The 20,796-nt window shown below is 59.5% G+C and carries 19 protein-coding genes and 1 other RNA gene; 18 read left to right on the top strand and 2 right to left on the bottom strand.

Features of this window, described 5'->3' with window-relative positions:
• Positions 1-448: penicillin-binding protein activator (locus GHO42_RS22250; protein ID WP_178114943.1), on the bottom strand; the 448-nt coding region annotated here is incomplete at its 3' end.
• A 235-nt stretch (positions 449-683) separates the two neighbouring features.
• Between GHO42_RS22250 and rsmI the strand changes: the two genes are divergently transcribed.
• From rsmI to lpxC, 18 genes are all read left to right on the top strand, one after another.
• Entirely contained in the window at positions 684-1,538 is an 855-nt protein-coding gene (rsmI, locus tag GHO42_RS22245; RefSeq protein WP_095001542.1) for a 16S rRNA (cytidine(1402)-2'-O)-methyltransferase, read from the top strand.
• Positions 1,539-1,678: 140 nt separating this feature from the next.
• Positions 1,679-2,032: RNase P RNA component class A (gene rnpB, locus GHO42_RS22240), an RNA gene on the top strand.
• 357 nt (positions 2,033-2,389) lie between these two features.
• Complete coding sequence (gene mraZ / locus GHO42_RS22235; protein ID WP_095001541.1) at positions 2,390-2,845, top strand: division/cell wall cluster transcriptional repressor MraZ; 456 nt, start codon at positions 2,390-2,392, stop codon at positions 2,843-2,845.
• A complete protein-coding gene (gene rsmH / locus GHO42_RS22230; RefSeq protein WP_165446504.1) occupies positions 2,842-3,789 on the top strand; it encodes a 16S rRNA (cytosine(1402)-N(4))-methyltransferase RsmH in 948 nt (315 codons plus the stop codon). The genes mraZ and rsmH overlap by 4 nt, the downstream gene beginning before the upstream one ends.
• Positions 3,786-4,079: a cell division protein FtsL gene (gene ftsL / locus GHO42_RS22225; RefSeq protein ID WP_019823808.1), complete on the top strand. Its 294-nt coding sequence runs from the start codon at positions 3,786-3,788 to the stop codon at positions 4,077-4,079. Before rsmH ends, ftsL begins: the two co-directional genes overlap by 4 nt.
• On the top strand, positions 4,076-5,824 hold the full coding sequence (locus GHO42_RS22220) for a penicillin-binding protein 2 (RefSeq protein WP_095018295.1): 1,749 nt from the start codon (positions 4,076-4,078) through the stop codon (positions 5,822-5,824). The genes ftsL and GHO42_RS22220 overlap by 4 nt, the downstream gene beginning before the upstream one ends.
• Entirely contained in the window at positions 5,824-7,287 is a 1,464-nt protein-coding gene (locus GHO42_RS22215; RefSeq protein ID WP_095018296.1) for a UDP-N-acetylmuramoyl-L-alanyl-D-glutamate--2,6-diaminopimelate ligase, read from the top strand. Before GHO42_RS22220 ends, GHO42_RS22215 begins: the two co-directional genes overlap by 1 nt.
• Positions 7,280-8,647 (top strand): UDP-N-acetylmuramoyl-tripeptide--D-alanyl-D-alanine ligase, encoded by a 1,368-nt coding sequence (gene murF, locus GHO42_RS22210; RefSeq protein WP_095025450.1) that lies wholly within the window; start codon positions 7,280-7,282, stop codon positions 8,645-8,647. Before GHO42_RS22215 ends, murF begins: the two co-directional genes overlap by 8 nt.
• Entirely contained in the window at positions 8,647-9,729 is a 1,083-nt protein-coding gene (gene mraY, locus GHO42_RS22205) for a phospho-N-acetylmuramoyl-pentapeptide-transferase (RefSeq protein ID WP_095001537.1), read from the top strand. Before murF ends, mraY begins: the two co-directional genes overlap by 1 nt.
• Before the next feature lie 5 nt (positions 9,730-9,734).
• A complete protein-coding gene (gene murD, locus GHO42_RS22200) occupies positions 9,735-11,081 on the top strand; it encodes a UDP-N-acetylmuramoyl-L-alanine--D-glutamate ligase (protein WP_095001536.1) in 1,347 nt (448 codons plus the stop codon).
• The gene (gene ftsW / locus GHO42_RS22195; RefSeq protein ID WP_095001535.1) at positions 11,078-12,292 is read left to right on the top strand and encodes a putative lipid II flippase FtsW; all 1,215 of its coding nucleotides are present in this window, start codon (positions 11,078-11,080) and stop codon (positions 12,290-12,292) included. The genes murD and ftsW overlap by 4 nt, the downstream gene beginning before the upstream one ends.
• Positions 12,282-13,352 (top strand): undecaprenyldiphospho-muramoylpentapeptide beta-N-acetylglucosaminyltransferase, encoded by a 1,071-nt coding sequence (murG, locus tag GHO42_RS22190; protein ID WP_095026394.1) that lies wholly within the window; start codon positions 12,282-12,284, stop codon positions 13,350-13,352. The genes ftsW and murG overlap by 11 nt, the downstream gene beginning before the upstream one ends.
• Positions 13,345-14,805: a UDP-N-acetylmuramate--L-alanine ligase gene (murC, locus tag GHO42_RS22185; protein WP_095001533.1), complete on the top strand. Its 1,461-nt coding sequence runs from the start codon at positions 13,345-13,347 to the stop codon at positions 14,803-14,805. The genes murG and murC overlap by 8 nt, the downstream gene beginning before the upstream one ends.
• A complete protein-coding gene (locus GHO42_RS22180) occupies positions 14,802-15,758 on the top strand; it encodes a D-alanine--D-alanine ligase (RefSeq protein WP_088379010.1) in 957 nt (318 codons plus the stop codon). Before murC ends, GHO42_RS22180 begins: the two co-directional genes overlap by 4 nt.
• Before the next feature lie 4 nt (positions 15,759-15,762).
• On the top strand, positions 15,763-16,629 hold the full coding sequence (locus tag GHO42_RS22175) for a cell division protein FtsQ/DivIB (RefSeq protein ID WP_095001532.1): 867 nt from the start codon (positions 15,763-15,765) through the stop codon (positions 16,627-16,629).
• A 15-nt stretch (positions 16,630-16,644) separates the two neighbouring features.
• A complete protein-coding gene (gene ftsA / locus GHO42_RS22170; RefSeq protein ID WP_133144788.1) occupies positions 16,645-17,904 on the top strand; it encodes a cell division protein FtsA in 1,260 nt (419 codons plus the stop codon).
• Positions 17,905-17,977: 73 nt separating this feature from the next.
• Entirely contained in the window at positions 17,978-19,192 is a 1,215-nt protein-coding gene (gene ftsZ, locus GHO42_RS22165; protein WP_095001531.1) for a cell division protein FtsZ, read from the top strand.
• Positions 19,193-19,304: 112 nt separating this feature from the next.
• Positions 19,305-20,216 (top strand): UDP-3-O-acyl-N-acetylglucosamine deacetylase, encoded by a 912-nt coding sequence (gene lpxC, locus GHO42_RS22160; RefSeq protein WP_019823785.1) that lies wholly within the window; start codon positions 19,305-19,307, stop codon positions 20,214-20,216.
• Positions 20,217-20,266: 50 nt separating this feature from the next.
• Here the strand turns inward: lpxC and GHO42_RS22155 are convergent.
• Positions 20,267-20,796 (bottom strand): GGDEF domain-containing protein (locus GHO42_RS22155; RefSeq protein WP_153384187.1); only part of this gene is annotated, 530 nt, incomplete at its 5' end.

The following is a 20,796-nucleotide window of genomic DNA, read 5'->3' as shown; positions in this document are numbered from 1 at the left end:
GGGCCTGGCCGTCAGCCTCCAGGGCGCGGGCATGCACGGTACGGGTGCGCACTTGCAGGTCGACGGGCAGCTCGCCCAGGATCGATGTGCTTGGATGATTCAGGGCGGCGACTGCGGCCTTGGGATCATTGCGGTTCATCGCCAGTTCGGCTGCCAGGGTGTTGGCAAAAACCTGTTGTGCGGGCTTGAGCTGGTCCAGCGGGACCATGGCCAGGATCTGCGCGGCGCGGGCGTTGTTTTGCTGGCGCAGGGCAAGGTCGGCTGCCGACAGGCGCAACAGGGCGGCTTTTTCCGGATTGGTGCTCTCGGTGGCCTGCTGGAGCAATTGCTCAAGGCTGGCATCCGGGGTCCGTGGAAGTTCGCCAAGGCTGGACGAGGGCGAGCTGGCGCAAGCCGCCAGCAGGGCAGCAAGGCAGAGGGCAGTGAACAGCCGCAGGCAAGCGATCATGTAGTGTTCCTGATACTCGATCAAATGAGTTGGGAAGTGTACCCAAGCACTGGCCGGGGCGCGATGTTAGAGGCAATAAAGCCTGAATTTAGATGCGTTATGTACGTTGTGGCATTAAAAGTTTACCCGGTTGGCGTTTTGCGGCCTGCAGGGTGGGTGCGTTCATGAGGGCTCTACGCGCTACAATGGCGCCTTTAACTCTTATGAGGTGTGCGTTTTGACTGCTCCAGGTGATTTGAATTCCGTTCTTGGCTCACTTTATGTGGTGGCCACGCCCATCGGTAACCTGGACGACATCAGTGCGCGTGCGCTCAAGGTATTGCGTGATGTATCGCTGATTGCGGCCGAAGACACGCGCCACTCCCTGCGCTTGATGCAGCATTTTGGTATCTCCACGCCGCTGGGTGCCTGTCACGAGCATAACGAGCGTGATGAAGGCAGTCGGTTTATCCAGCGTTTGCTGGCGGGTGAAGATGTGGCATTGATCTCGGATGCCGGTACCCCGCTGATCTCCGACCCCGGTTATCACCTCGTGCGTCAGGCGCGTGCTGCCGGGATCAAGGTCGTGCCCGTGCCGGGAGCCTGCGCCTTGATCGCCGCCTTGTCGGCTGCGGGGCTGCCTTCTGATCGCTTTATCTTTGAGGGGTTCCTGCCGGCCAAGGCGGTTGGGCGTCGTTCGCGGCTGCAATTACTTAAGGAAGAGCCGCGCACACTGATTTTTTACGAGGCCCCGCACCGTATTCTTGAGTGCCTGCAAGATCTTGAATTGGTATTCGGGCCCGAGCGCCCGGCATTGCTGGCGCGTGAGCTGACTAAAACATTCGAGACGCTCAAAGGTTTGCCCCTGTCCGAGCTGCGCGCTTTTGTTGAAAGCGACAGTAACCAGCAGCGCGGCGAGTGTGTGGTTCTGGTTGCCGGCTGGACTGCGCCAGAAACGGAAGACGCGGTCAGCAGTGAGGCAATGCGTATTCTCGACTTGCTGCTTAAAGAAATGCCGCTCAAGCGTGCTGCTGCACTTGCAGCTGAAATAACGGGTGAGCGCAAAAACGTGTTGTACCAAGTTGCACTTGAAAAGCAGAAAAGTGAGTAACAATTGATATCGGGTGATGGCACTTTGATATTTCTTTGTGTTCTAGCCCGTGGCTAAAGGCCGCAAGTCAGGCAAATCAACCTGCCTTGCGGCTTTTAACGCTTGTTCTATACGCTCTGTACAGTTAATCTTCGCGCCGGAGAGTCGATTGGACAGTCGCTGCCCTCTATGAAAATTAGGGGGGGGAGGAAAGTCCGGGCTCCATAGGGCGAAGTGCCAGGTAATGCCTGGGAGGCGTGAGCCTACGGAAAGTGCCACAGAAAATAACCGCCTAAGCGCTTCGGCGCCGGTAAGGGTGAAAAGGTGCGGTAAGAGCGCACCGCACGACTGGCAACAGTTCGTGGCTAGGTAAACCCCACTTGGAGCAAGACCAAATAGGGTCCCAAGGCGTGGCCCGCGCTGGGACCGGGTAGGTTGCTAAAGATGTCCAGTGATGGCCATCGTAGACGAATGACTGTTCACGACAGAACCCGGCTTACAGATCGACTCTCCACCTTTTTTTCTTCTGTCTGCGCTGCAGGCAGATTGCTATATTCGCAATTGCCTTATCCCCCCTGCAATTCATCGCAAGATTATTTCCCGACGTAATGCCGAAAAGTTCTTACTCTTAACAAACTACTTTAAGTTTGAAGTCCAGAGCTTTGAATTTGCAGCACGTCGCGGGTCAAAAAATCTCTCCGCTTACTGCTCCACGTCTATTTCCCCTCCTAAATCTCCGTTATGTAAGGGTTTTCCTGTAGGCCGCTCCTTGACGGTGGTGTGGGCGCATTCCTATAGTGTGCATAAGTGGTGAAAAGTGGCGTGAAGTGGGTTTTTTAGACGTAAAACGCTAATATTTGGAGATGCGGCCAGTGTTTCGCGGAGCCAACGCAATCAGTCTCGATGCCAAGGGCCGTCTCGCAATGCCGAGCCGGTACCGTGACGAGTTGAATTTGCGCAGTTCCGGGCAACTGATCGTGACCATTGATGCCGTTGATCCCTGCTTGTGTGTGTACCCCCTCGATGAGTGGGAGTTGATTGAAACCAAGCTTCGGGCGTTGCCTTCGCTGCGTGAAGAAAACCGCCGCTTGCAACGTCTGTTGATTGGTAACGCCGTCGACCTTGAGCTCGATGGCAGTGGTCGTTTTCTGGTACCGCCCCGCTTGCGTGAATATGCCCGACTGGACAAGCGCGCAATGCTGGTGGGCCAGCTGAACAAGTTTCAACTGTGGGACGAGGATGCTTGGGAGGCGGTTTCTGCCGCTGACCTTGCAGCCATTCAACAACCGGGCGCGATGCCTGACGAACTGCGTGATTTAATTCTGTGACTATAGATAGCGGCTTCAACCACATCACCGTACTGCTCGACGAAGCCGTAGAGGCTCTCGCCGTACGCCCTGATGGATGCTATCTGGATGGCACCTTCGGTCGCGGCGGACATAGCCGCCTGATACTCCAGAAGCTGGGCCCTGAGGGGCGTCTGCTCGGGTTCGATAAAGATCCACAAGCGATTGCCACCGGGCAAGCGCTGGCGGCCGAAGACGGCCGCTTTGTCATTGTGCAGCGCAGTTTTGCGGAAATGGGATCCGAAATTGCCGAGCGCGGTCTGGCTGGCAAGGTCGACGGCGTGTTGCTTGATCTGGGTGTCTCTTCGCCACAGCTTGACGACCCGGAGCGCGGCTTCAGCTTTATGAATGACGGCCCGCTGGACATGCGTATGGACCCTGATCGCGGTATCAGCGCGGCCGAGTTCGTCAACACTGCCTCCCAGGAGGAAATCGCCCGCGTATTCAAGGAATACGGCGAAGAGCGGTTTTCCGGTCGCATGGCCCGTGCGGTTGTCGAACGTCGCGATATCAAGCCGTTCGAGCGTACAGGCGACCTGGCCGAAGTGCTGAAAGTGGCCAACCCGGCCTGGGAGAAGGGCAAGCACCCGGCGACCCGCACTTTCCAGGGCCTGCGCATTCATGTGAACAACGAACTGGGTGACCTTGAGGCTGGCCTTGAAGCTGCCCTTGAGTCCCTGGCTATCGGCGGCCGCCTGGTCGTTATCAGCTTCCACTCGCTGGAAGACCGCATCGTCAAACTGTTTATGCGCAAACTGGTCAAGGGCGAGCCCGACAACCTGCCGCGCGGCTTGCCCGTGCAGCACGTTGCCTTCGAACCGAAGATCAAGATTCATGGCAAGGCACAGACCGCGTCCGATGCCGAACTCAAAGCCAATCCGCGCTCGCGCAGCGCTGTCATGCGCGTCGCGGAGAAGCTTCGTTGAACAAGCTCTTCGCCAAACCACTTCCCGGCGGAAGTTTTTTCATGCTGCTGTTGTTTATTGGCGTGCTGGTTTCGGCTGTGGGCGTTTCGTATAGCGCCCACTGGAACCGCCAGTTGCTCAACACCCTGTACGGGGAGCTGAGCGTACGGGACAAGGCGCAGGCCGAATGGGGCCGCCTGATTCTCGAGCAGAGCACCTGGACTGCCCATAGCCGCATCGAAACCCTGGCCAGCGAACAACTGAAGATGCGCATTCCTGGCGCAGCAGAAGTTCGAATGGTGGCGCCATGATCAAACTCGAAGGCGCGCTCTATCCGTGGCGTTTTCGTGTGGTGCTGGCATTGCTGGCACTGCTGGTAGGTGCAATCGCGTGCCAGATCGTTTATCTGCAAGTTATCGACCATGACTTCCTCAAGGGCCAGGGCGATGCTCGCAGCTTGCGGCATATCCCTATCCCTGCACACCGTGGCCTGATTACCGACCGCAATGGCGAGCCTTTGGCCGTGAGCACGCCGGTGACCACCCTGTGGGCCAATGCCAAGGAAATGCAGGTTGCCAAAGACCGTTGGCCAGCCCTGGCACACGCGCTTGGGCAAGACCCCAAGGTGCTGACCGCACGCCTGGAACAGCAAGCCAACAAAGAATTTATCTATCTGGTGCGGGGCCTGACTCCCGAGCAGGGCCAGGTGGTGCTCGACCTCAAGGTGCCGGGTGTTTATGGCATTGAAGAGTTCCGTCGTTTCTACCCTGCGGGTGAGGTGACGGCGCATATGGTCGGCTTTACCGATATCGACGATAAAGGACGCGAAGGCGTCGAACTGGCCTATGACGAATGGCTGGCCGGGGTGCCGGGCAAGCGGCAAGTGATCAAGGACCGGCGCGGGCGTCTGATCAAAGACGTGCAAGTGACCAAAAACGCCAAGGCCGGCAAGACCTTGGCGTTGTCGATTGACCTGCGCCTGCAATACCTGGCCAACCGCGAACTGCGCAATGCGCTGGTCGAGAACGGCGCCAAGGCTGGCAGCCTGGTGATCATGGATGTGAAGACCGGCGAGATTCTGGCCATGGTCAACCAACCCACCTACAACCCGAATAACCGTCGCAACCTGCAACCGGCGATGATGCGTAACCGCGCCATGATCGACGTGTTCGAGCCGGGCTCGACGGTCAAACCGATCTCCATGAGTGCCGCCCTGGAAACCGGGCGCTGGAAACCCACCGACAAGGTTGAGGTGTACCCGGGCACCTTGCAGCTGGGCAAATACACCATTCGTGACGTATCGCGCACTGAAGGTCCGGTCCTCGACCTGACCGGCATCCTGATCAACTCCAGTAACGTGGGGATGAGCAAGGTGGCCTTCGATATCGGCGGTGAAGCGATCTTCCGCCAGATGGCCAAGATGGGGCTGGGCCAGGACACCGGTCTGGGCTTCCCGGGCGAGCGTGTGGGAAACCTGCCCAACTACCGTGAATGGCGCAAGGCGGAAACCGCGACCCTGTCTTACGGCTACGGCGTGTCCGTGACCGCGATCCAGCTGGTGCATGCCTTCTCGGCCCTGGCCAACAACGGCAAGCTCGCTCCGCTGACCCTGCTCAAGACAGACAAGGACAAACCTGTTCAGGCCGCTCAGGTCATGCCGGAGCAAGTCGCCAAGACGCTGCAGGGCATGCTCCAGGAAGTAATCGAAAACCCGCGTGGTGTATGGCGTGCCAAGGTTCCGGCGTATCACGTCGGCGGCAAGTCGGGTACGGCGCGTAAAACCACGGGTGGTGGCGTAAAAGGCTACGCAGTGAACTCCTACCGTTCCCTGTTTGCCGGCTTTGGTCCCATGAGCGACCCGCGTTACGCGATCGTCGTGGTGATCGATGAGCCGAGCAAGGCGGGCTACTTCGGTGGTCTGGTTTCGGCACCGGTATTCAGCAAAGTCATGTCCGGCACGCTGCGTCTGATGAACGTGATCCCGGATAACCTGCCAACGGCAGCGGAGCAACAAGCAGCGGCAGCCGCTGCAGCAGCCAAAGGAGGGCGTGGCTAATGTCCCTGAGCCTGAACAAGATTTTCCCTCACGCCGGTCACGATCTGCTGATCCGTGAACTGACCCTCGACAGCCGCAATGTACGCGCAGGTGATCTGTTCCTTGCGGTGCCTGGCGGCAAGCTCGATGGTCGTGAACATATCGCTGACGCCCTTAAGCGCGGCGCTGCTGCCGTGGCCTATGAAGTGGACGGCGCTGATGTGCTGCCTATCTCTGCCGTGCCGCTGATTCCGGTCAAGGGCCTTGCGGCCCAGCTGTCGGATATCGCCGGGCGTTTTTATGGTGAGCCCAGCCGGCATCTGAATCTGGTAGGTGTCACTGGCACCAACGGCAAAACCAGCGTCACTCAGCTGGTGGCCCAGGCGCTTGACCTGCTGGGTCAGCACTGCGGCATCGTCGGCACCTTGGGCACCGGTTTTTATGGTGCGCTGCAAAGCGGTCGTCACACCACGCCAGACCCGATTGCCGTACAGGCCATGCTCGCCGACCTGAAAAAGGCCGGGGCCAAAGCGGTAGCGATGGAGGTTTCTTCCCATGGCCTGGATCAGGGGCGCGTCAGTGCGTTGGCATTTGACGTCGCCGTGCTGACCAACCTGTCCCGCGACCATCTGGATTACCACGGCACGATGGAGGCTTACGCCGCCGCCAAGGCCAAGTTGTTTGCCTGGCCGGACCTGCGCTGCCGGGTGCTGAACCTGGACGATGAATTTGGCCGCCAACTGGCCGCTGAAAAGCATGAGTCGCGCCTGATCAGCTATAGCCTTGAGGACACAGGGGCCACCCTGTACTGCCGTGATGCCATCTTTGATGATGACGGTGTGCGGGCCACCGTAGTGACGGCACAAGGCGAGCATCTGTTGCGCAGCTCGCTGCTGGGACGCTTCAACCTGAGCAACGTACTGGCTGCCGTTGGCGCCTTGCTTGGGCTGGACTACCCGCTGGACGAAATTCTCAAAGTGCTGCCCAAGCTGGAAGGCCCGGTCGGTCGCATGCAGCGTTTGGGTGGCGGCAACAAGCCGCTGGTGGTGGTTGACTACGCCCACACCCCGGATGCACTGGAAAAAGTACTGCTGGCCCTGCGCCCGCATGCCAAAGGTCAGTTGCTGTGCCTGTTCGGCTGCGGCGGCGACCGTGACCGCGGCAAGCGTCCGTTGATGGCGCAGGTGGTTGAGCGTTTGGCTGATGGTGTTCTGGTCACTGACGACAACCCGCGCACCGAAGCACCGGGGCAAATTTTTGATGATATTCGTGAGGGTTTTGTCGCGCCGCAGGACGTCACTTTTGTCGCCGGTCGCGGTGATGCCATTGCGCAGTTGATCGCCGGTGCCAGCGCCGCTGACGTAATCGTGCTGGCGGGTAAAGGTCATGAGGACTATCAGGAAATCAACGGCGAACGCCATGACTTCTCTGATCTGGTCGAAGCCGAAAAAGCCTTGAACACCTGGGAGGCTGCCCATGCTTAAGCCTCTGTTGCTCAGTGAAGTGGCTGCTGCCCTGCAGGGGCGTGTGGTCGATGTCGACTGCCGTTTCAGCGGGGTCAGCATCGACAGCCGGGCGATCAGCAAGGGTCAGCTGTTTATTGCGCTGACCGGCCCGCGTTTCGATGGCCACGACTACCTCAATGAAGTGGCTGCCAAGGGCGCCGTTGCCGCGCTGGTTGAGCGCGAAGTGCCGGAGTCGGCGCTGCCACAGCTGGTGGTCAAGGACACCCGCGAAGCTTTGGGTCGCCTGGGTGCGCTCAACCGTGCCGGCTACGACAAACCGGTGGCGGCGATTACCGGCTCAAGCGGCAAGACCACGGTCAAAGAAATGCTCGCCTGCATTCTGCGCACCCGTGGCCCGGTGCTGGCGACCAAAGGCAACCTGAACAACGATCTGGGCGTGCCGTTGACGCTGCTGGAACTGACAACTGAGCACACGGCTGCGGTTATTGAGCTGGGCGCTTCACGCCTCGGCGAAATTGCCTACACCGTGGCCATGACCCAGCCCCATGTCGCCGTGCTCAACAATGCCGGTACTGCCCACGTGGGCGAGTTCGGTGGCCCGGATAAAATCGTCGAAGCCAAGGGCGAAATCATCGAAGGGCTGAAGGCTGACGGAATCGCTGTCCTGAATCTGGATGACAAGGCATTCGCCATCTGGAAGAACCGGGCAGCGGGGCGCAAGGTGCTGAGTTTTGCCTTGAACAACCCTCAAGCCGATTTTTATGCCAGCGATCTGAGCCGTGACGCTCGCGGTTGCCCGGGCTTCACCTTGCACAGCCCGCTGGGTAGCGAGCAGGTCCAACTTAACCTGTTGGGCACCCACAACGTGGCCAACGCACAGGCCGCTGCGGCAGCTGCTCACGCCCTCGGCGTGTCGCTGTTTGGTATCAAAACCGGCCTTGAAGCCGTGTTGCCGGTAAAAGGTCGCGCTGTCGCGCAATTGACCGCCGCGGGCCTGCGAATTATTGATGACACTTACAACGCAAACCCCACCTCAATGTGCGCTGCCGTTGATATACTCGCCGCCTTTTCCGGCCGCACCGTCCTGGTGCTCGGAGATATTGGCGAACTGGGTGAGTGGGCGGAGCAAGGACATCGTGAAGTAGGCGCTTATGCCGCCGACAAAGTTTCAGCGCTCTATGCGGTGGGACCCATGATGGCTCATGCCGTCACTGCTTTTGGACACCAGGCTCGTCACTTCGCCAATCAGGCTGACCTGATCAAGGCGCTTCGCGCTGAGCACGAAACAAACACCACTATTTTGATCAAGGGCTCGCGCAGCGCTGCGATGGAAAACGTCGTTGCGGCTTTGTGCGGTTCCAGCGGGGAGAAACATTAATGCTGCTGCTGCTAGCGGAGTATCTGCAACAGTTCCATAAAGGCTTCGCGGTCTTCCAGTACCTGTCCCTGCGCGGGATCCTCGGGGTGCTGACCGCGTTGACCTTGTCGCTGTGCCTGGGGCCGTGGATGATCCGCACCCTGCAAAACCGTCAGATCGGCCAGTCGGTACGTAATGACGGCCCACAATCGCACCTGTCCAAATCGGGCACTCCGACCATGGGCGGCGCGTTGATCCTGTCGGCCATCGCCATCAGCACCCTGTTGTGGGCTGACCTGAGCAACCGTTATGTGTGGGTCGTGCTGATCGTGACCCTGTTGTTCGGCGCCATCGGCTGGGTGGATGACTACCGCAAGGTAATCGAAAAAAACTCCCGTGGCTTGCCAAGCCGCTGGAAGTATTTCTGGCAGTCGGTGTTCGGTCTGGGCGCGGCGATCTTCTTGTACGTGACGGCGCCAAGCGCGGTAGAAACCACGCTGATCCTGCCCATCCTCAAGGACGCCAGCATTCCGCTGGGCATCGGCTTTGTTGTTCTCACCTACTTTGTGATCGTGGGTTCGAGCAATGCGGTCAACCTGACTGACGGCCTCGATGGCCTGGCGATCATGCCCACCGTGATGGTCGGCGGTGCGCTGGGTATCTTCTGCTACCTGTCGGGCAACGTGAAATTTGCCGACTACCTGCTGATCCCTTATGTACCGGGCGCGGGTGAGTTGATTGTGTTCTGCGGCGCATTGATTGGCGCCGGTCTCGGGTTCCTGTGGTTCAACACCTACCCGGCACAAGTCTTTATGGGTGATGTCGGCGCACTGGCGCTGGGCGCAGCCCTGGGCACTATCGCCGTGATCGTGCGCCAGGAAATCGTGTTGTTCATCATGGGCGGTGTGTTCGTGATGGAAACCCTGTCCGTGGTGATCCAGGTAGCGTCCTTCAAGTTGACCGGCAAGCGGGTGTTCCGCATGGCGCCGATTCATCACCACTTTGAACTCAAAGGCTGGCCTGAGCCACGTGTGATCGTCCGCTTCTGGATCATTACCGTGATTCTCGTACTGGTCGGCCTTGCCACACTGAAGCTGAGGTAGAACCTGTGTCTCTGATCGCTTCTGACCACTTCCGCATCGTTGTCGGCCTCGGCAAGAGCGGCATGTCCCTGGTGCGCTTCCTGGCGCAACGGGGCGTGTCGTTTGCCGTGGCAGATACGCGGGAAAACCCGCCGGAGCTTGCCACGCTGCGCCGTGACTACCCGCAAGTGGAAGTGCGTTGTGGCGAGCTGGATGTCGAATTCCTGTGCCGCGCCGACGAGCTTTACGTGAGCCCCGGCCTGGCCCTGGCGACTCCGGCGCTGCAAGCTGCTGCTGCCCGCGGCGTGAAACTGTCGGGCGACATCGACCTGTTCGCGCGTAACGCGAAAGCGCCTATCGTGGCAATCAGTGGTTCCAACGCCAAAAGCACCGTGACCACCCTGGTCGGTGAAATGGCTGCGGCAGCCGGCAAGCGCGTTGCGGTGGGTGGCAACCTTGGCACGCCGGCACTGGACCTGCTCAGCGATGATATCGAGCTGTACGTGATGGAGCTGTCGAGCTTCCAGCTGGAGACCACCAACCAGCTGGGTGCTGAAGTGGCCACAGTGCTCAATGTCAGCGAAGACCATATGGACCGCTACAGCGGCCTGCCTGCGTACCACCTGGCCAAGCACCGGATCTTCCGTGGCGCCCGGCAGGTGGTGGTCAATCGTCAGGATGCCCTGACCCGCCCGCTGATGAGCGAAGGTCAGCCGTGCTGGACTTTCGGCCTCAGCGCGCCGGACTTCAAGGCCTTCGGCCTGCGTGAAGAAAATGGCGAAAAATACCTCGCTTTCGAATTCCAGAACCTCATGCCCGTGCGCGAGCTGAAAGTGCGTGGCGCACATAATCAGGCCAATGCCCTGGCTGCCCTGGCGCTGGGTCACGCGGTTGGTCTGCCGTTCGACGCCATGCTCGCCAGCCTGCGCAATTTCACCGGTCTTGAGCATCGCTGTCAGTGGGTGCGCGAGCTGGATGGCGTGAGCTACTACAACGACTCCAAGGCCACCAACGTCGGCGCGGCACTGGCTGCTATCGAAGGGCTGGGGATGGACATGGATGGCAAGCTGATCCTTATCGCCGGCGGCGACGGCAAGGGCGCGGATTTCAGCGGCTTGCGTGATTCGGTTGCCAAGCACTGCCGCGCGGCAGTGTTGATAGGTCGTGATGCGGGGCTGATAGCCGACGCCCTTGGCGATGCCGTGCCGCAAGTGCGTGCCGGTTCGCTGGACGAAGCCATCGCACTGAGCCGCTCACTGGCGCAATCGGGTGATGCAGTCTTGCTGTCGCCAGCCTGCGCCAGTTTCGACATGTTCAAAAACTACGAAGAGCGCGGCCAGTTGTTCGCTCGCGCCGTGGAGGTGCTGGCATGATGTTCGGCATCCTCAAGCCTTATCCTTCACCGCTGATTACGGGCCGTGGCATCGACCTCGACTTCCCGTTGCTCGCCGGTTGCCTGGCCTTGCTCGGTCTGGGGCTGGTGATGATCACTTCGGCTTCGTCCGAAGTGGCGGCGTTGCAGTCGGGCAACACCCTGTACCACATGATCCGCCACCTGTTTTACATCGTGCTCGGCCTGGGCGCATGCATCATGACCATGATGGTGCCGATCGCGACCTGGCAACGCATGGGCTTCATGTTGCTGATCGGTGCATTCGGTTTGCTGGTGGCCGTACTGATCCCGGGCATTGGCCGTGAGGTAAACGGCTCGATGCGCTGGATCGGTTTCAGCTTCTTCAACGTGCAGCCTTCGGAGATCGCCAAGGTCTTTGTGGTGATCTACCTGGCGGGCTACCTGGTGCGTCAGCAGAAGGAAGTGCGGGATAGCTGGATGGGCTTTTTCAAGCCATTTATCGTGCTGCTGCCAATGGCCGGCCTGCTGCTGATGGAGCCCGACTTCGGAGCCACGGTTGTGATGATGGGCGCCGCTGCTGCCATGCTGTTTCTCGGTGGTGTCGGCCTGTTCCGTTTCGCTCTGATGGTGGCGCTGGCTGTCGGCGCGGTGTTCGTGCTGGTACAGGCACAGCCTTACCGTATGGCGCGTTTGATTACCTTTACCGACCCGTGGTCCGACCAGTTCGGCTCCGGCTACCAGTTGACCCAGGCCCTGATCGCCTTCGGTCGCGGCGAGTGGTTTGGCGTGGGCCTGGGCAACAGTGTGCAGAAGCAGTTCTACCTGCCTGAAGCACATACCGACTTCGTGTTTTCGGTACTGGCAGAAGAGCTGGGTGTTGTCGGCTCGCTGCTGACCGTGGCCCTGTTCGTATTCGTGTGTGTGCGCGGCATGTACATCGGCATGTGGGCCGAGCGCGCCAAACAGTATTTCTCGGCTTATATGGCCTATGGCCTGTCGTTCCTGTGGATCGGCCAGTTCCTGATCAATATCGGGGTAAACGTCGGCTTGTTGCCAACCAAGGGCCTGACCCTGCCGTTCCTCAGTTATGGCGGCAGCTCGCTGGTGATTTGCTGCGTGTGCATGGGGCTGTTGCTGCGCATCGAGTGGGAGAGTCGAACCCACCTGGGCAGTGAAGAGACCGATTTCAAAGAAAGCGACTTTGCAGAGGAGCCGACCCATGGGCGCTAACGTGCTGATCATGGCGGGCGGCACCGGTGGCCACGTGTTCCCGGCGCTGGCTTGCGCCCGCGAATTCGAAGCCCGCGGCTACACCGTGCACTGGCTCGGTACGCCCCGTGGCATCGAGAATGAACTGGTCGAGCCTGCCGGTTTCAAACTGCACCTGATTAACGTGGCGGGCCTGCGTGGCAAGAGCAAGCTGTCGTTGCTCAAGGCCCCTTTTGTACTGCTCAAGGCGCTGTTTCAGGCGCGCAGGATCATTCGTCAACTCAAGCCGGTGTGTGTGCTGGGTTTTGGCGGTTACGTGACCGGGCCTGGCGGCCTGGCGGCGAAAACCTGCGGTGTACCGGTGATCATTCACGAGCAGAACGCGGTAGCCGGTACGGCCAACCGCCTGCTGGTGCCGATGACCAGCCGGGTGTGCGAAGCCTTTCCCGGCACCTTTGCAGCCTCGCAGACGCTGCGTAGCACCGGTAATCCGGTACGCCCCGAGCTGTTTACCCTGGCGCCTCGGGCTGCGCTCGAAGGGCGCAAGGCGCGCTTGCTGGTACTGGGCGGCAGCCTCGGCGCCGAGCCGTTGAACAAGTTGTTGCCTGAAGCGCTGGCCAAGGTCCCGGCTGACGTTCGCCCTGAAGTGTTTCACCAGGCCGGCAAGCAGCATGACCGGATTACCGCCGAGCGCTATGTCGCGGTCGGCGTCGAGGCTGACGTACAGCCTTTTATCAAGGATATGGCCCATGCCTATGGCTGGGCCGACCTGGTGGTTTGTCGCGCAGGCGCGCTGACCGTCAGTGAACTGGCTGCGGCCGGTCTGCCTTCGCTGCTGGTGCCATTGCCCCACGCGATCGATGACCATCAGAGCCGTAACGCCGACTTTTTGGCACGCGAGGGCGCAGCCTTCCTGATGCCGCAAGCGACAACTGGCGCAGCCGAACTGGCTGCACGCCTGACAGAGGTTTTGATGCAACCGGAACGACTCAACAGCATGGCGGCCAATGCCCGCCGCCTGGCCAAACCCGATGCGACCCGCAACGTTGTAGATATCTGCCTGGAGGTGGCCAATGGTTGAGAATCAAAAAGCTATGCCACAACCGGAAATGCGCCGTATCCGTCGCATCCACTTCGTCGGTATCGGCGGTGTGGGAATGTGCGGTATCGCCGAAGTGTTGCTGAACCTGGGCTATGAAGTGTCGGGCTCGGACCTGAACGCTTCGCCTGTGACCGAGCGGCTCGAGTCCTTCGGCGCACACATTTATATCGGCCACCGCGCCGAGAACGCTGCCAACGCCGATGTGCTGGTGGTATCGAGTGCCGTGAATACCTCCAACCCCGAGGTTGCGAGCGCACTTGAGCGCCGCATTCCGGTGGTGCCTCGTGCCGAGATGCTGGCCGAGCTGATGCGCTATCGCCACGGTATCGCTGTTGCCGGTACCCACGGCAAAACCACTACCACCAGCTTGCTGGCCTCGGTGTTCGCGGCCGGTGGCCTGGACCCGACGTTCGTGATCGGTGGCCGCCTGAATGCAGCCGGTACCAATGCACAACTGGGTACCAGCCGTTACCTGATTGCCGAAGCTGATGAAAGCGATGCCAGCTTCCTGCATCTGCAGCCGTTGGTGGCGGTGGTCACCAATATTGACGCCGACCATATGGCGACCTACGAAGGCGACTTCAACAAGCTGAAGAAGACCTTCGTCGAGTTCCTGCACAACCTGCCGTTCTACGGCTTGGCCGTGCTGTGCCTGGACGATCCGGTGGTGCGTGAAATCCTGCCGCTGGTCAAGCGTCCGACCGTGACCTACGGCTTCAGCGAAAACGCTGATGTACGCGCGATCAATGTGCGCCAGCAGGGCATGCAAACCTTCTTCACCGTGTTGCGCCCTGACCGCGAGCCGCTGGATGTGTCGGTGAACATGCCGGGCAACCACAACGTGCTCAATGCCCTTGCCACCATCTGCATAGCCTCTGATGAAGGCATCAGCGATGAAGCCATCGTTCAGGGCCTGTCGGGCTTTGAAGGGGTGGGGCGACGCTTCCAGGTTTATGGCGAGCTGCCAGTTGATGGCGGCAGCGTGATGCTGGTCGATGACTACGGTCACCACCCGACCGAAGTCGCCGCGGTGATCAAGGCCGTACGTGGTGGCTGGCCGGAACGTCGCCTGGTGATGGTGTACCAGCCGCACCGTTTCAGCCGCACCCGTGACCTGTACGACGATTTCGTCCAGGTACTGGCCGATGCCAACGTATTGCTGTTGATGGAAGTCTACCCGGCTGGCGAAGAGCCGATTCCCGGGGCTGACAGCCGCCAGCTGTGCCACAGCATCCGTCAGCGCGGCCAGCTGGACCCGATCTACATCGAGCGCGGCGTCGAGCTGGCGCCGATCGTCAAGCCGCTGCTGCGCGCTGGCGACATTCTGTTGTGCCAAGGGGCGGGCGATATCGGCCGTCTGGCACCGCAACTTATCAAGAGCCCGCTGTTCGCCGGCGCTGTTGCCGCTACCAGTGAAGGAAAGTTGAAATGACTGCTGCCTATGCCAATCTGTTCTCGACCATTGCCCCAGCCGATTTCGGCCGTGTGGCCGTGTTGTTCGGCGGCAAAAGCGCTGAGCGTGAAGTCTCGTTGAAGTCGGGCAATGCCGTGCTGGGCGCGCTGCAAAGCGCCGGTGTGGATGCCTTCGGTATTGATGTGGGCGATGACTTCATCACCCGTATCACCAGCGAAAAAATCGACCGCGCGTTCATCATCCTTCATGGTCGTGGCGGTGAAGACGGCAGCATGCAAGGCCTACTGGAGTGCCTGGGCATTCCTTACACCGGCAGCGGCATCCTCGCGTCGGCCCTGGCCATGGACAAGCTGCGCACCAAACAGGTGTGGCACAGCCTGGGTATTCCAACGCCACGTCACGCAGTATTGAGCAGCGAAGCCGATTGTATTTCTGCGGCCAAGGAACTGAGCTTCCCTTTGATCGTCAAACCGGCTCATGAAGGTTCAAGTATCGGTATGGCCAAAGTGAGTAACGTGGACGAGTTGATCGTCGCGTGGGCCGATGCCAGCAAGTACGACTCGCAAGTGTTGGTTGAGCAGTGGATCACAGGTCCCGAGTTCACCATCGCCACCCTGCGTGACCAGGTGTTGCCACCGATTGCCCTGGGTACGCCCCACAGCTTTTACGACTACGACGCCAAGTACGTGGCCAACGATACCCAGTATCGGATCCCGTGCGGCCTCGACAGTGCCAAGGAACAGGAGCTCATGGACCTCACGGCGAAAGCCTGCGAGGCGATCGGCATTGCCGGTTGGGGCCGTCTGGACGTGATGCAGGACACTGCAGGCCAGTTCTGGCTGCTGGAAGTCAACACCGCGCCGGGCATGACCGATCACAGCCTGGTGCCGATGGCGGCCAAGGCGGCGGGTCTGGATTTCCAACAGCTGGTGCTGTCGATTCTGGCGGCAAGTTTAGAGGCGCGGGGTTAAGTCCATGCAAGGTGCATCGCTTCGTCATCAACCACCCGCTCCCGGCCGCAAGCCGGTGCCGCGTGGCGCCAGCCGGATGGTGGCGAAAGAGCCGATGTCGGTGCGTTTGCCAAAAGCCAATTTCGGCTTTTTGAAAGCGTTGTTCTGGCCGGTGCTGCTGGTGGCGTTGGGTTATGGCACCTATGAAGGTGCGCAGCGCCTGATGCCCTATGCCGACCGCCCGATCACCAATATCAACGTGCAGGGCGATTTGACCTATATCAGCCAGCAAGCCGTGCAGCAGCGCATTGCCCCTTATGTGGCAGCGAGCTTCTTCACCGTAGACCTGGAAGGCATGCGCACCGAGCTCGAGCAGATGCCCTGGATCGCCCACGCCGAAGTCCGTCGCGTGTGGCCCGATCAGGTGGTGATTCGCCTTGAAGAGCAACTGCCGGTTGCGCGTTGGGGGGATGAGGCACTGTTGAACAACCAGGGCCAGGCGTTCACCCCGCGTGAGCTGGCCAATTACGAACATTTGCCGCAGCTGTTTGGTCCACAACGGGCTCAGCAGCAGGTGATGCAGCAGTATCAGGTGTTGAGCCAGATGCTGCGTCCGATGGGCTTTTCCATAGCCCGGCTGGAGTTGCGTGAGCGCGGTAGCTGGTTCCTGACCACTGGAGCCGGTAGTGCAGGGCCCGGGATCGAGCTGTTGTTGGGGCGCGATCATCTGGTAGAAAAAATGCGTCGCTTCATAGCCATCTATGAAAAAACGCTGAAAGAACAGATTACAAACATAGCGCGCATCGATTTGCGTTATGCCAACGGATTGGCCGTCGGCTGGCGGGAACCTGTGGCACCCACGATAGCCCAACCCGCTGTCGCGAAGAATTAAGAAGAGGCAGGACCCATGGCAAATGTGCAAAGCGGCAAAATGATCGTCGGCCTCGATATCGGCACCTCCAAGGTGGTTGCGCTGGTAGGCGAGGTCGGTGAAGACGGCACGATCGAAATCGTCGGTATTGGCACGCACCCGTCCCGTGGCCTGAAGAAAGGCGTGGTGGTGAACATCGAGTCCACCGTGCAATCGATCCAGCGCGCCATCGAAGAAGCGCAGCTGATGGCCGGTTGCCGGATTCACTCGGCATTTGTCGGCGTGGCCGGCAATCACATCCGCAGCCTGAATTCCCACGGCATCGTGGCGATTCGTGATCGTGAAGTCAGCACCGCCGACCTTGAGCGCGTCCTCGACGCCGCCCAGGCTGTCGCGATCCCGGCTGACCAGCGTGTGCTGCACACCCTGGCGCAGGACTATGTGATCGATAACCAGGAAGGCGTACGTGAGCCACTGGGCATGTCGGGCGTACGTCTTGAAGCCAAGGTTCACGTCGTGACCTGCGCCGTGAATGCCGCGCAAAACATCGAGAAGTGTGTACTCCGCTGTGGCCTTGAGGTGGACGACATCATCCTTGAGCAGTTGGCATCGGCTTACTCGGTACTGACCGATGATGAAAAGGAACTGGGCGTTTGCCTGGTTGATATCGGCGGCGGCACCACCGACATCGCGATCTTCACCGAAGGCGCGATTCGCCATACGGCAGTGATACCGATTGCCGGTGACCAGGTGACCAACGACATCGCCATGGCGTTGCGTACACCAACGCAATATGCCGAAGAAATCAAGATTCGTTACGCCTGTGCACTGGCCAAACTGGCCGGTGCCGGCGAAACCATCAAGGTGCCAAGCGTGGGCGATCGCCCACCCCGTGAACTGTCCCGTCAGGCCCTGGCCGAAGTGGTCGAGCCGCGTTACGACGAGCTGTTCACCCTGATTCAGGCCGAGCTGCGTCGCAGCGGTTACGAAGACCTGATTCCGGCGGGCATCGTGTTGACCGGTGGTACTTCAAAGATGGAAGGCGCGGTCGAACTGGCCGAAGAGATCTTCCACATGCCGGTCCGTCTGGGTGTGCCGCACAGTTTCAAGGGCCTCACCGACGTTGTGCGCAATCCGATTTATTCCACCGCTGTGGGCTTGTTGTTGTACGGGCTGCAAAAGCAGTCAGACGGTATTTCGATATCGGGTATCAGCAACCGCGACAACTACAGCAGTGACGAACAAAAAGCCCCTGTGCTTGAGCGCCTCAAGCGCTGGGTACAGGGCAACTTTTAAAGCTTGAGCTGTAAACAGATTCAAAGCGGTAGAAGTAGGCGAAAAAAACTAGAGAAATGAAAGGAGAGGGACCATGTTCGAACTCGTAGACAACATCCCGCAAAGCCCGGTAATCAAAGTTATCGGTGTTGGTGGTGGCGGTGGCAATGCTGTTAACCACATGGTTAAGAGCAACATCGAAGGCGTGGAATTCATCTGCGCCAACACAGACGCACAAGCGCTCAAAAGCATTGGTGCGCGTACCATCCTGCAACTGGGCACTGGCGTGACCAAGGGGCTGGGTGCCGGCGCGAACCCTGAGGTCGGTCGTCAGGCTGCCCTGGAAGACCGCGAGCGTATCGCTGAAGTGTTGCAGGGCACCAACATGGTGTTCATCACCACGGGCATGGGCGGTGGTACCGGTACCGGTGCTGCGCCGATCATTGCCGAAGTGGCCAAGGAAATGGGCATCCTCACCGTTGCGGTGGTGACCCGTCCGTTCCCGTTCGAAGGTCGCAAGCGCATGCAGATCGCCGACGAAGGTATTCGTCTGCTGTCCGAAAGCGTCGATTCGTTGATTACGATTCCGAACGAAAAACTGCTCACCATCCTGGGTAAAGACGCAAGCCTGCTGTCTGCGTTCGCCAAGGCCGATGACGTACTGGCCGGTGCCGTTCGCGGTATCTCCGACATCATCAAGCGTCCGGGCATGATCAACGTCGACTTTGCCGACGTACGCACCGTGATGAGCGAAATGGGCATGGCGATGATGGGCACTGGCTGCGCCAGCGGTCCGAACCGTGCACGTGAGGCCACCGAAGCGGCCATTCGCAACCCGTTGCTCGAAGACGTGAACCTGGAAGGCGCTCGCGGCATCCTGGTAAACATCACCGCCGGCCCTGACCTGTCCCTGGGTGAGTACTCCGACGTGGGCAGCATCATCGAAGCCTTCGCTTCGGAACACGCAATGGTCAAGGTCGGTACTGTTATCGATCCGGACATGCGTGACGAGCTGCATGTCACCGTGGTTGCTACCGGTCTGGGTGCAAAAATCGAGAAGCCGGTCAAGGTTGTCGACAACACCCTGCAGGCTTCGTACGCAGCTTCGGCAGCACACAGCGCCCCTGTTCGTCAGGAAACCCGTACCGAGCGTCAGGAACAACCGGTGGTCAACTACCGTGATCTGGATCGCCCGACCGTGATGCGCAACCAGGCCCAGCAAGGCGCGACGACTGCTGCCAAGCTCAATCCGCAAGATGATCTGGATTACCTGGACATCCCGGCTTTCCTGCGTCGCCAGGCTGATTAATGAAATCAATCAGGGGTATTAAGGTGATTGGTGTTCAGCAAAGGCTCGGTCTGCTATTATCGCCAGCCTTTGTTGATACCAGTTCGCAATTTGCGCTGAAGCGGCCAATGCCATGATTAAACAACGCACCCTGAAAAATATTATCCGTGCCACAGGTGTCGGCCTGCACTCCGGTGAGAAGGTCTACCTGACCCTCAAGCCTGCGCCTGTGGACACCGGCATCGTGTTTTGTCGTGCAGACCTTGACCCTGTTGTGCAGATCCCTGCGCGCGCGGAAAACGTCGGCGAGACGACGATGTCGACCACGCTGGTCAACGGCGATGTAAAAGTAGACACGGTAGAGCACCTGCTCTCGGCCATGGCTGGCCTGGGGATCGATAACGCCTACGTCGAACTCTCCGCGTCTGAAGTCCCGATTATGGACGGTAGCGCCGGACCTTTCGTGTTCTTGATTCAATCTGCCGGCCTGGAAGAACAGGACGCGCCGAAGAAGTTCATCCGCATCCTGCGTGAAGTGACAGTGGAAGATGGCGACAAGCGCGCCACTTTCGTCCCTTTCGAAGGCTTCAAGGTGAGCTTCGAGATCGATTTCGATCACCCGGTTTTCCGTAACCGCACCCAAAGTGCAACCGTGGATTTTTCCAGCACTTCGTTTGTAAAAGAAGTCAGCCGCGCGCGTACCTTTGGTTTCATGAGTGATATCGAGTACCTGCGCAAGCACAACCTCGCACTCGGCGGTAGCGTGGAAAACGCCATCGTGGTCGACGCGGATGGTGTACTGAACGAAGACGGCCTTCGCTATGAAGACGAATTCGTGAAGCACAAGATCCTCGATGCAATTGGCGACCTTTACCTGTTGGGCAATAGCCTGATCGGTGAATTCAAGGGCTTCAAGTCTGGCCATGCACTGAACAACCAGCTGATTCGCAAGCTGCTTGAACAGACCGATGCGTGGGAAGTCGTGACCTTTGAAGATGCCAGCACTGCACCGATTTCGTATATGCGTCCGGTTGCGGCAGTTTAAGTAAAACTTCTTTCTCTAGTTTTTGAAGGCCACCCTCGGGTGGCCTTTTTTTATGTTTCGTTTTTAGGTTTCAGCGCATTCAGGCCGGTTTCATTGATATCCATCACCCGATTGCGCCCGCGTTTTTTGGCCTGATAAAGCGCTTTGTCGGCAGTGCTGAGCAGTTCTTCCCGGTCGTCGCCGGGTTTGGCGTAGCGGGTGCAGGCGCCCAGGCTCACAGTGAGTTTTTTGGTGGTGGGGTCGACCGGCTCCATTTGCTCAACCGCGGCGCGAATTTTTTCTGCCAGCAGGCGCGTGCCTGCCGCGTCGGTTTCGGTCAGCACCACCGCGAACTCTTCACCGCCGTAGCGGGCCACCAGGTCGGCGGGGCGTCGCACATTGGCCTTGATGACCCGGGCGACCTGGCGCAGGGCCTCATCCCCTGCCTGATGACCATAAGCATCGTTGAAGGGCTTGAAGTGGTCGATATCAATCATGATCAGTGACAGCGGCGCGCCTGTACGTTGTGCGCGGCGCCATTCCAGATCCAGGGTCTTGTCCAGCATGCGCCGGTTGGCCAGTCCGGTCAGCGGGTTGGTGG

This window comes from Pseudomonas sp. FSL R10-0056, from assembly GCF_009600105.1.
Lineage (GTDB): Bacteria > Pseudomonadota > Gammaproteobacteria > Pseudomonadales > Pseudomonadaceae > Aquipseudomonas > Aquipseudomonas bubulae.
This window is presented reverse-complemented; position numbering and strand designations above follow the sequence as displayed.

Excerpts from the sequence above, each read along its gene's own strand:
- GHO42_RS22220 (WP_095018295.1), top strand. The coding sequence starts at position 4,076 with ATGATCAAACTCGAAGGCGCGCTCTATCCGTGGCGTTTTCGTGTGGTG.
- GHO42_RS22215 (WP_095018296.1), top strand. The coding sequence starts at position 5,824 with ATGTCCCTGAGCCTGAACAAGATTTTCCCTCACGCCGGTCACGATCTG.
- murF (WP_095025450.1), top strand. The coding sequence starts at position 7,280 with ATGCTTAAGCCTCTGTTGCTCAGTGAAGTGGCTGCTGCCCTGCAGGGG.
- mraY (WP_095001537.1), top strand. The coding sequence starts at position 8,647 with ATGCTGCTGCTGCTAGCGGAGTATCTGCAACAGTTCCATAAAGGCTTC.
- ftsW (WP_095001535.1), top strand. The coding sequence starts at position 11,078 with ATGATGTTCGGCATCCTCAAGCCTTATCCTTCACCGCTGATTACGGGC.
- murG (WP_095026394.1), top strand. The coding sequence starts at position 12,282 with ATGGGCGCTAACGTGCTGATCATGGCGGGCGGCACCGGTGGCCACGTG.
- murC (WP_095001533.1), top strand. The coding sequence starts at position 13,345 with ATGGTTGAGAATCAAAAAGCTATGCCACAACCGGAAATGCGCCGTATC.
- GHO42_RS22180 (WP_088379010.1), top strand. The coding sequence starts at position 14,802 with ATGACTGCTGCCTATGCCAATCTGTTCTCGACCATTGCCCCAGCCGAT.
- GHO42_RS22175 (WP_095001532.1), top strand. The coding sequence starts at position 15,763 with ATGCAAGGTGCATCGCTTCGTCATCAACCACCCGCTCCCGGCCGCAAG.
- ftsA (WP_133144788.1), top strand. The coding sequence starts at position 16,645 with ATGGCAAATGTGCAAAGCGGCAAAATGATCGTCGGCCTCGATATCGGC.
- ftsZ (WP_095001531.1), top strand. The coding sequence starts at position 17,978 with ATGTTCGAACTCGTAGACAACATCCCGCAAAGCCCGGTAATCAAAGTT.
- lpxC (WP_019823785.1), top strand. The coding sequence starts at position 19,305 with ATGATTAAACAACGCACCCTGAAAAATATTATCCGTGCCACAGGTGTC.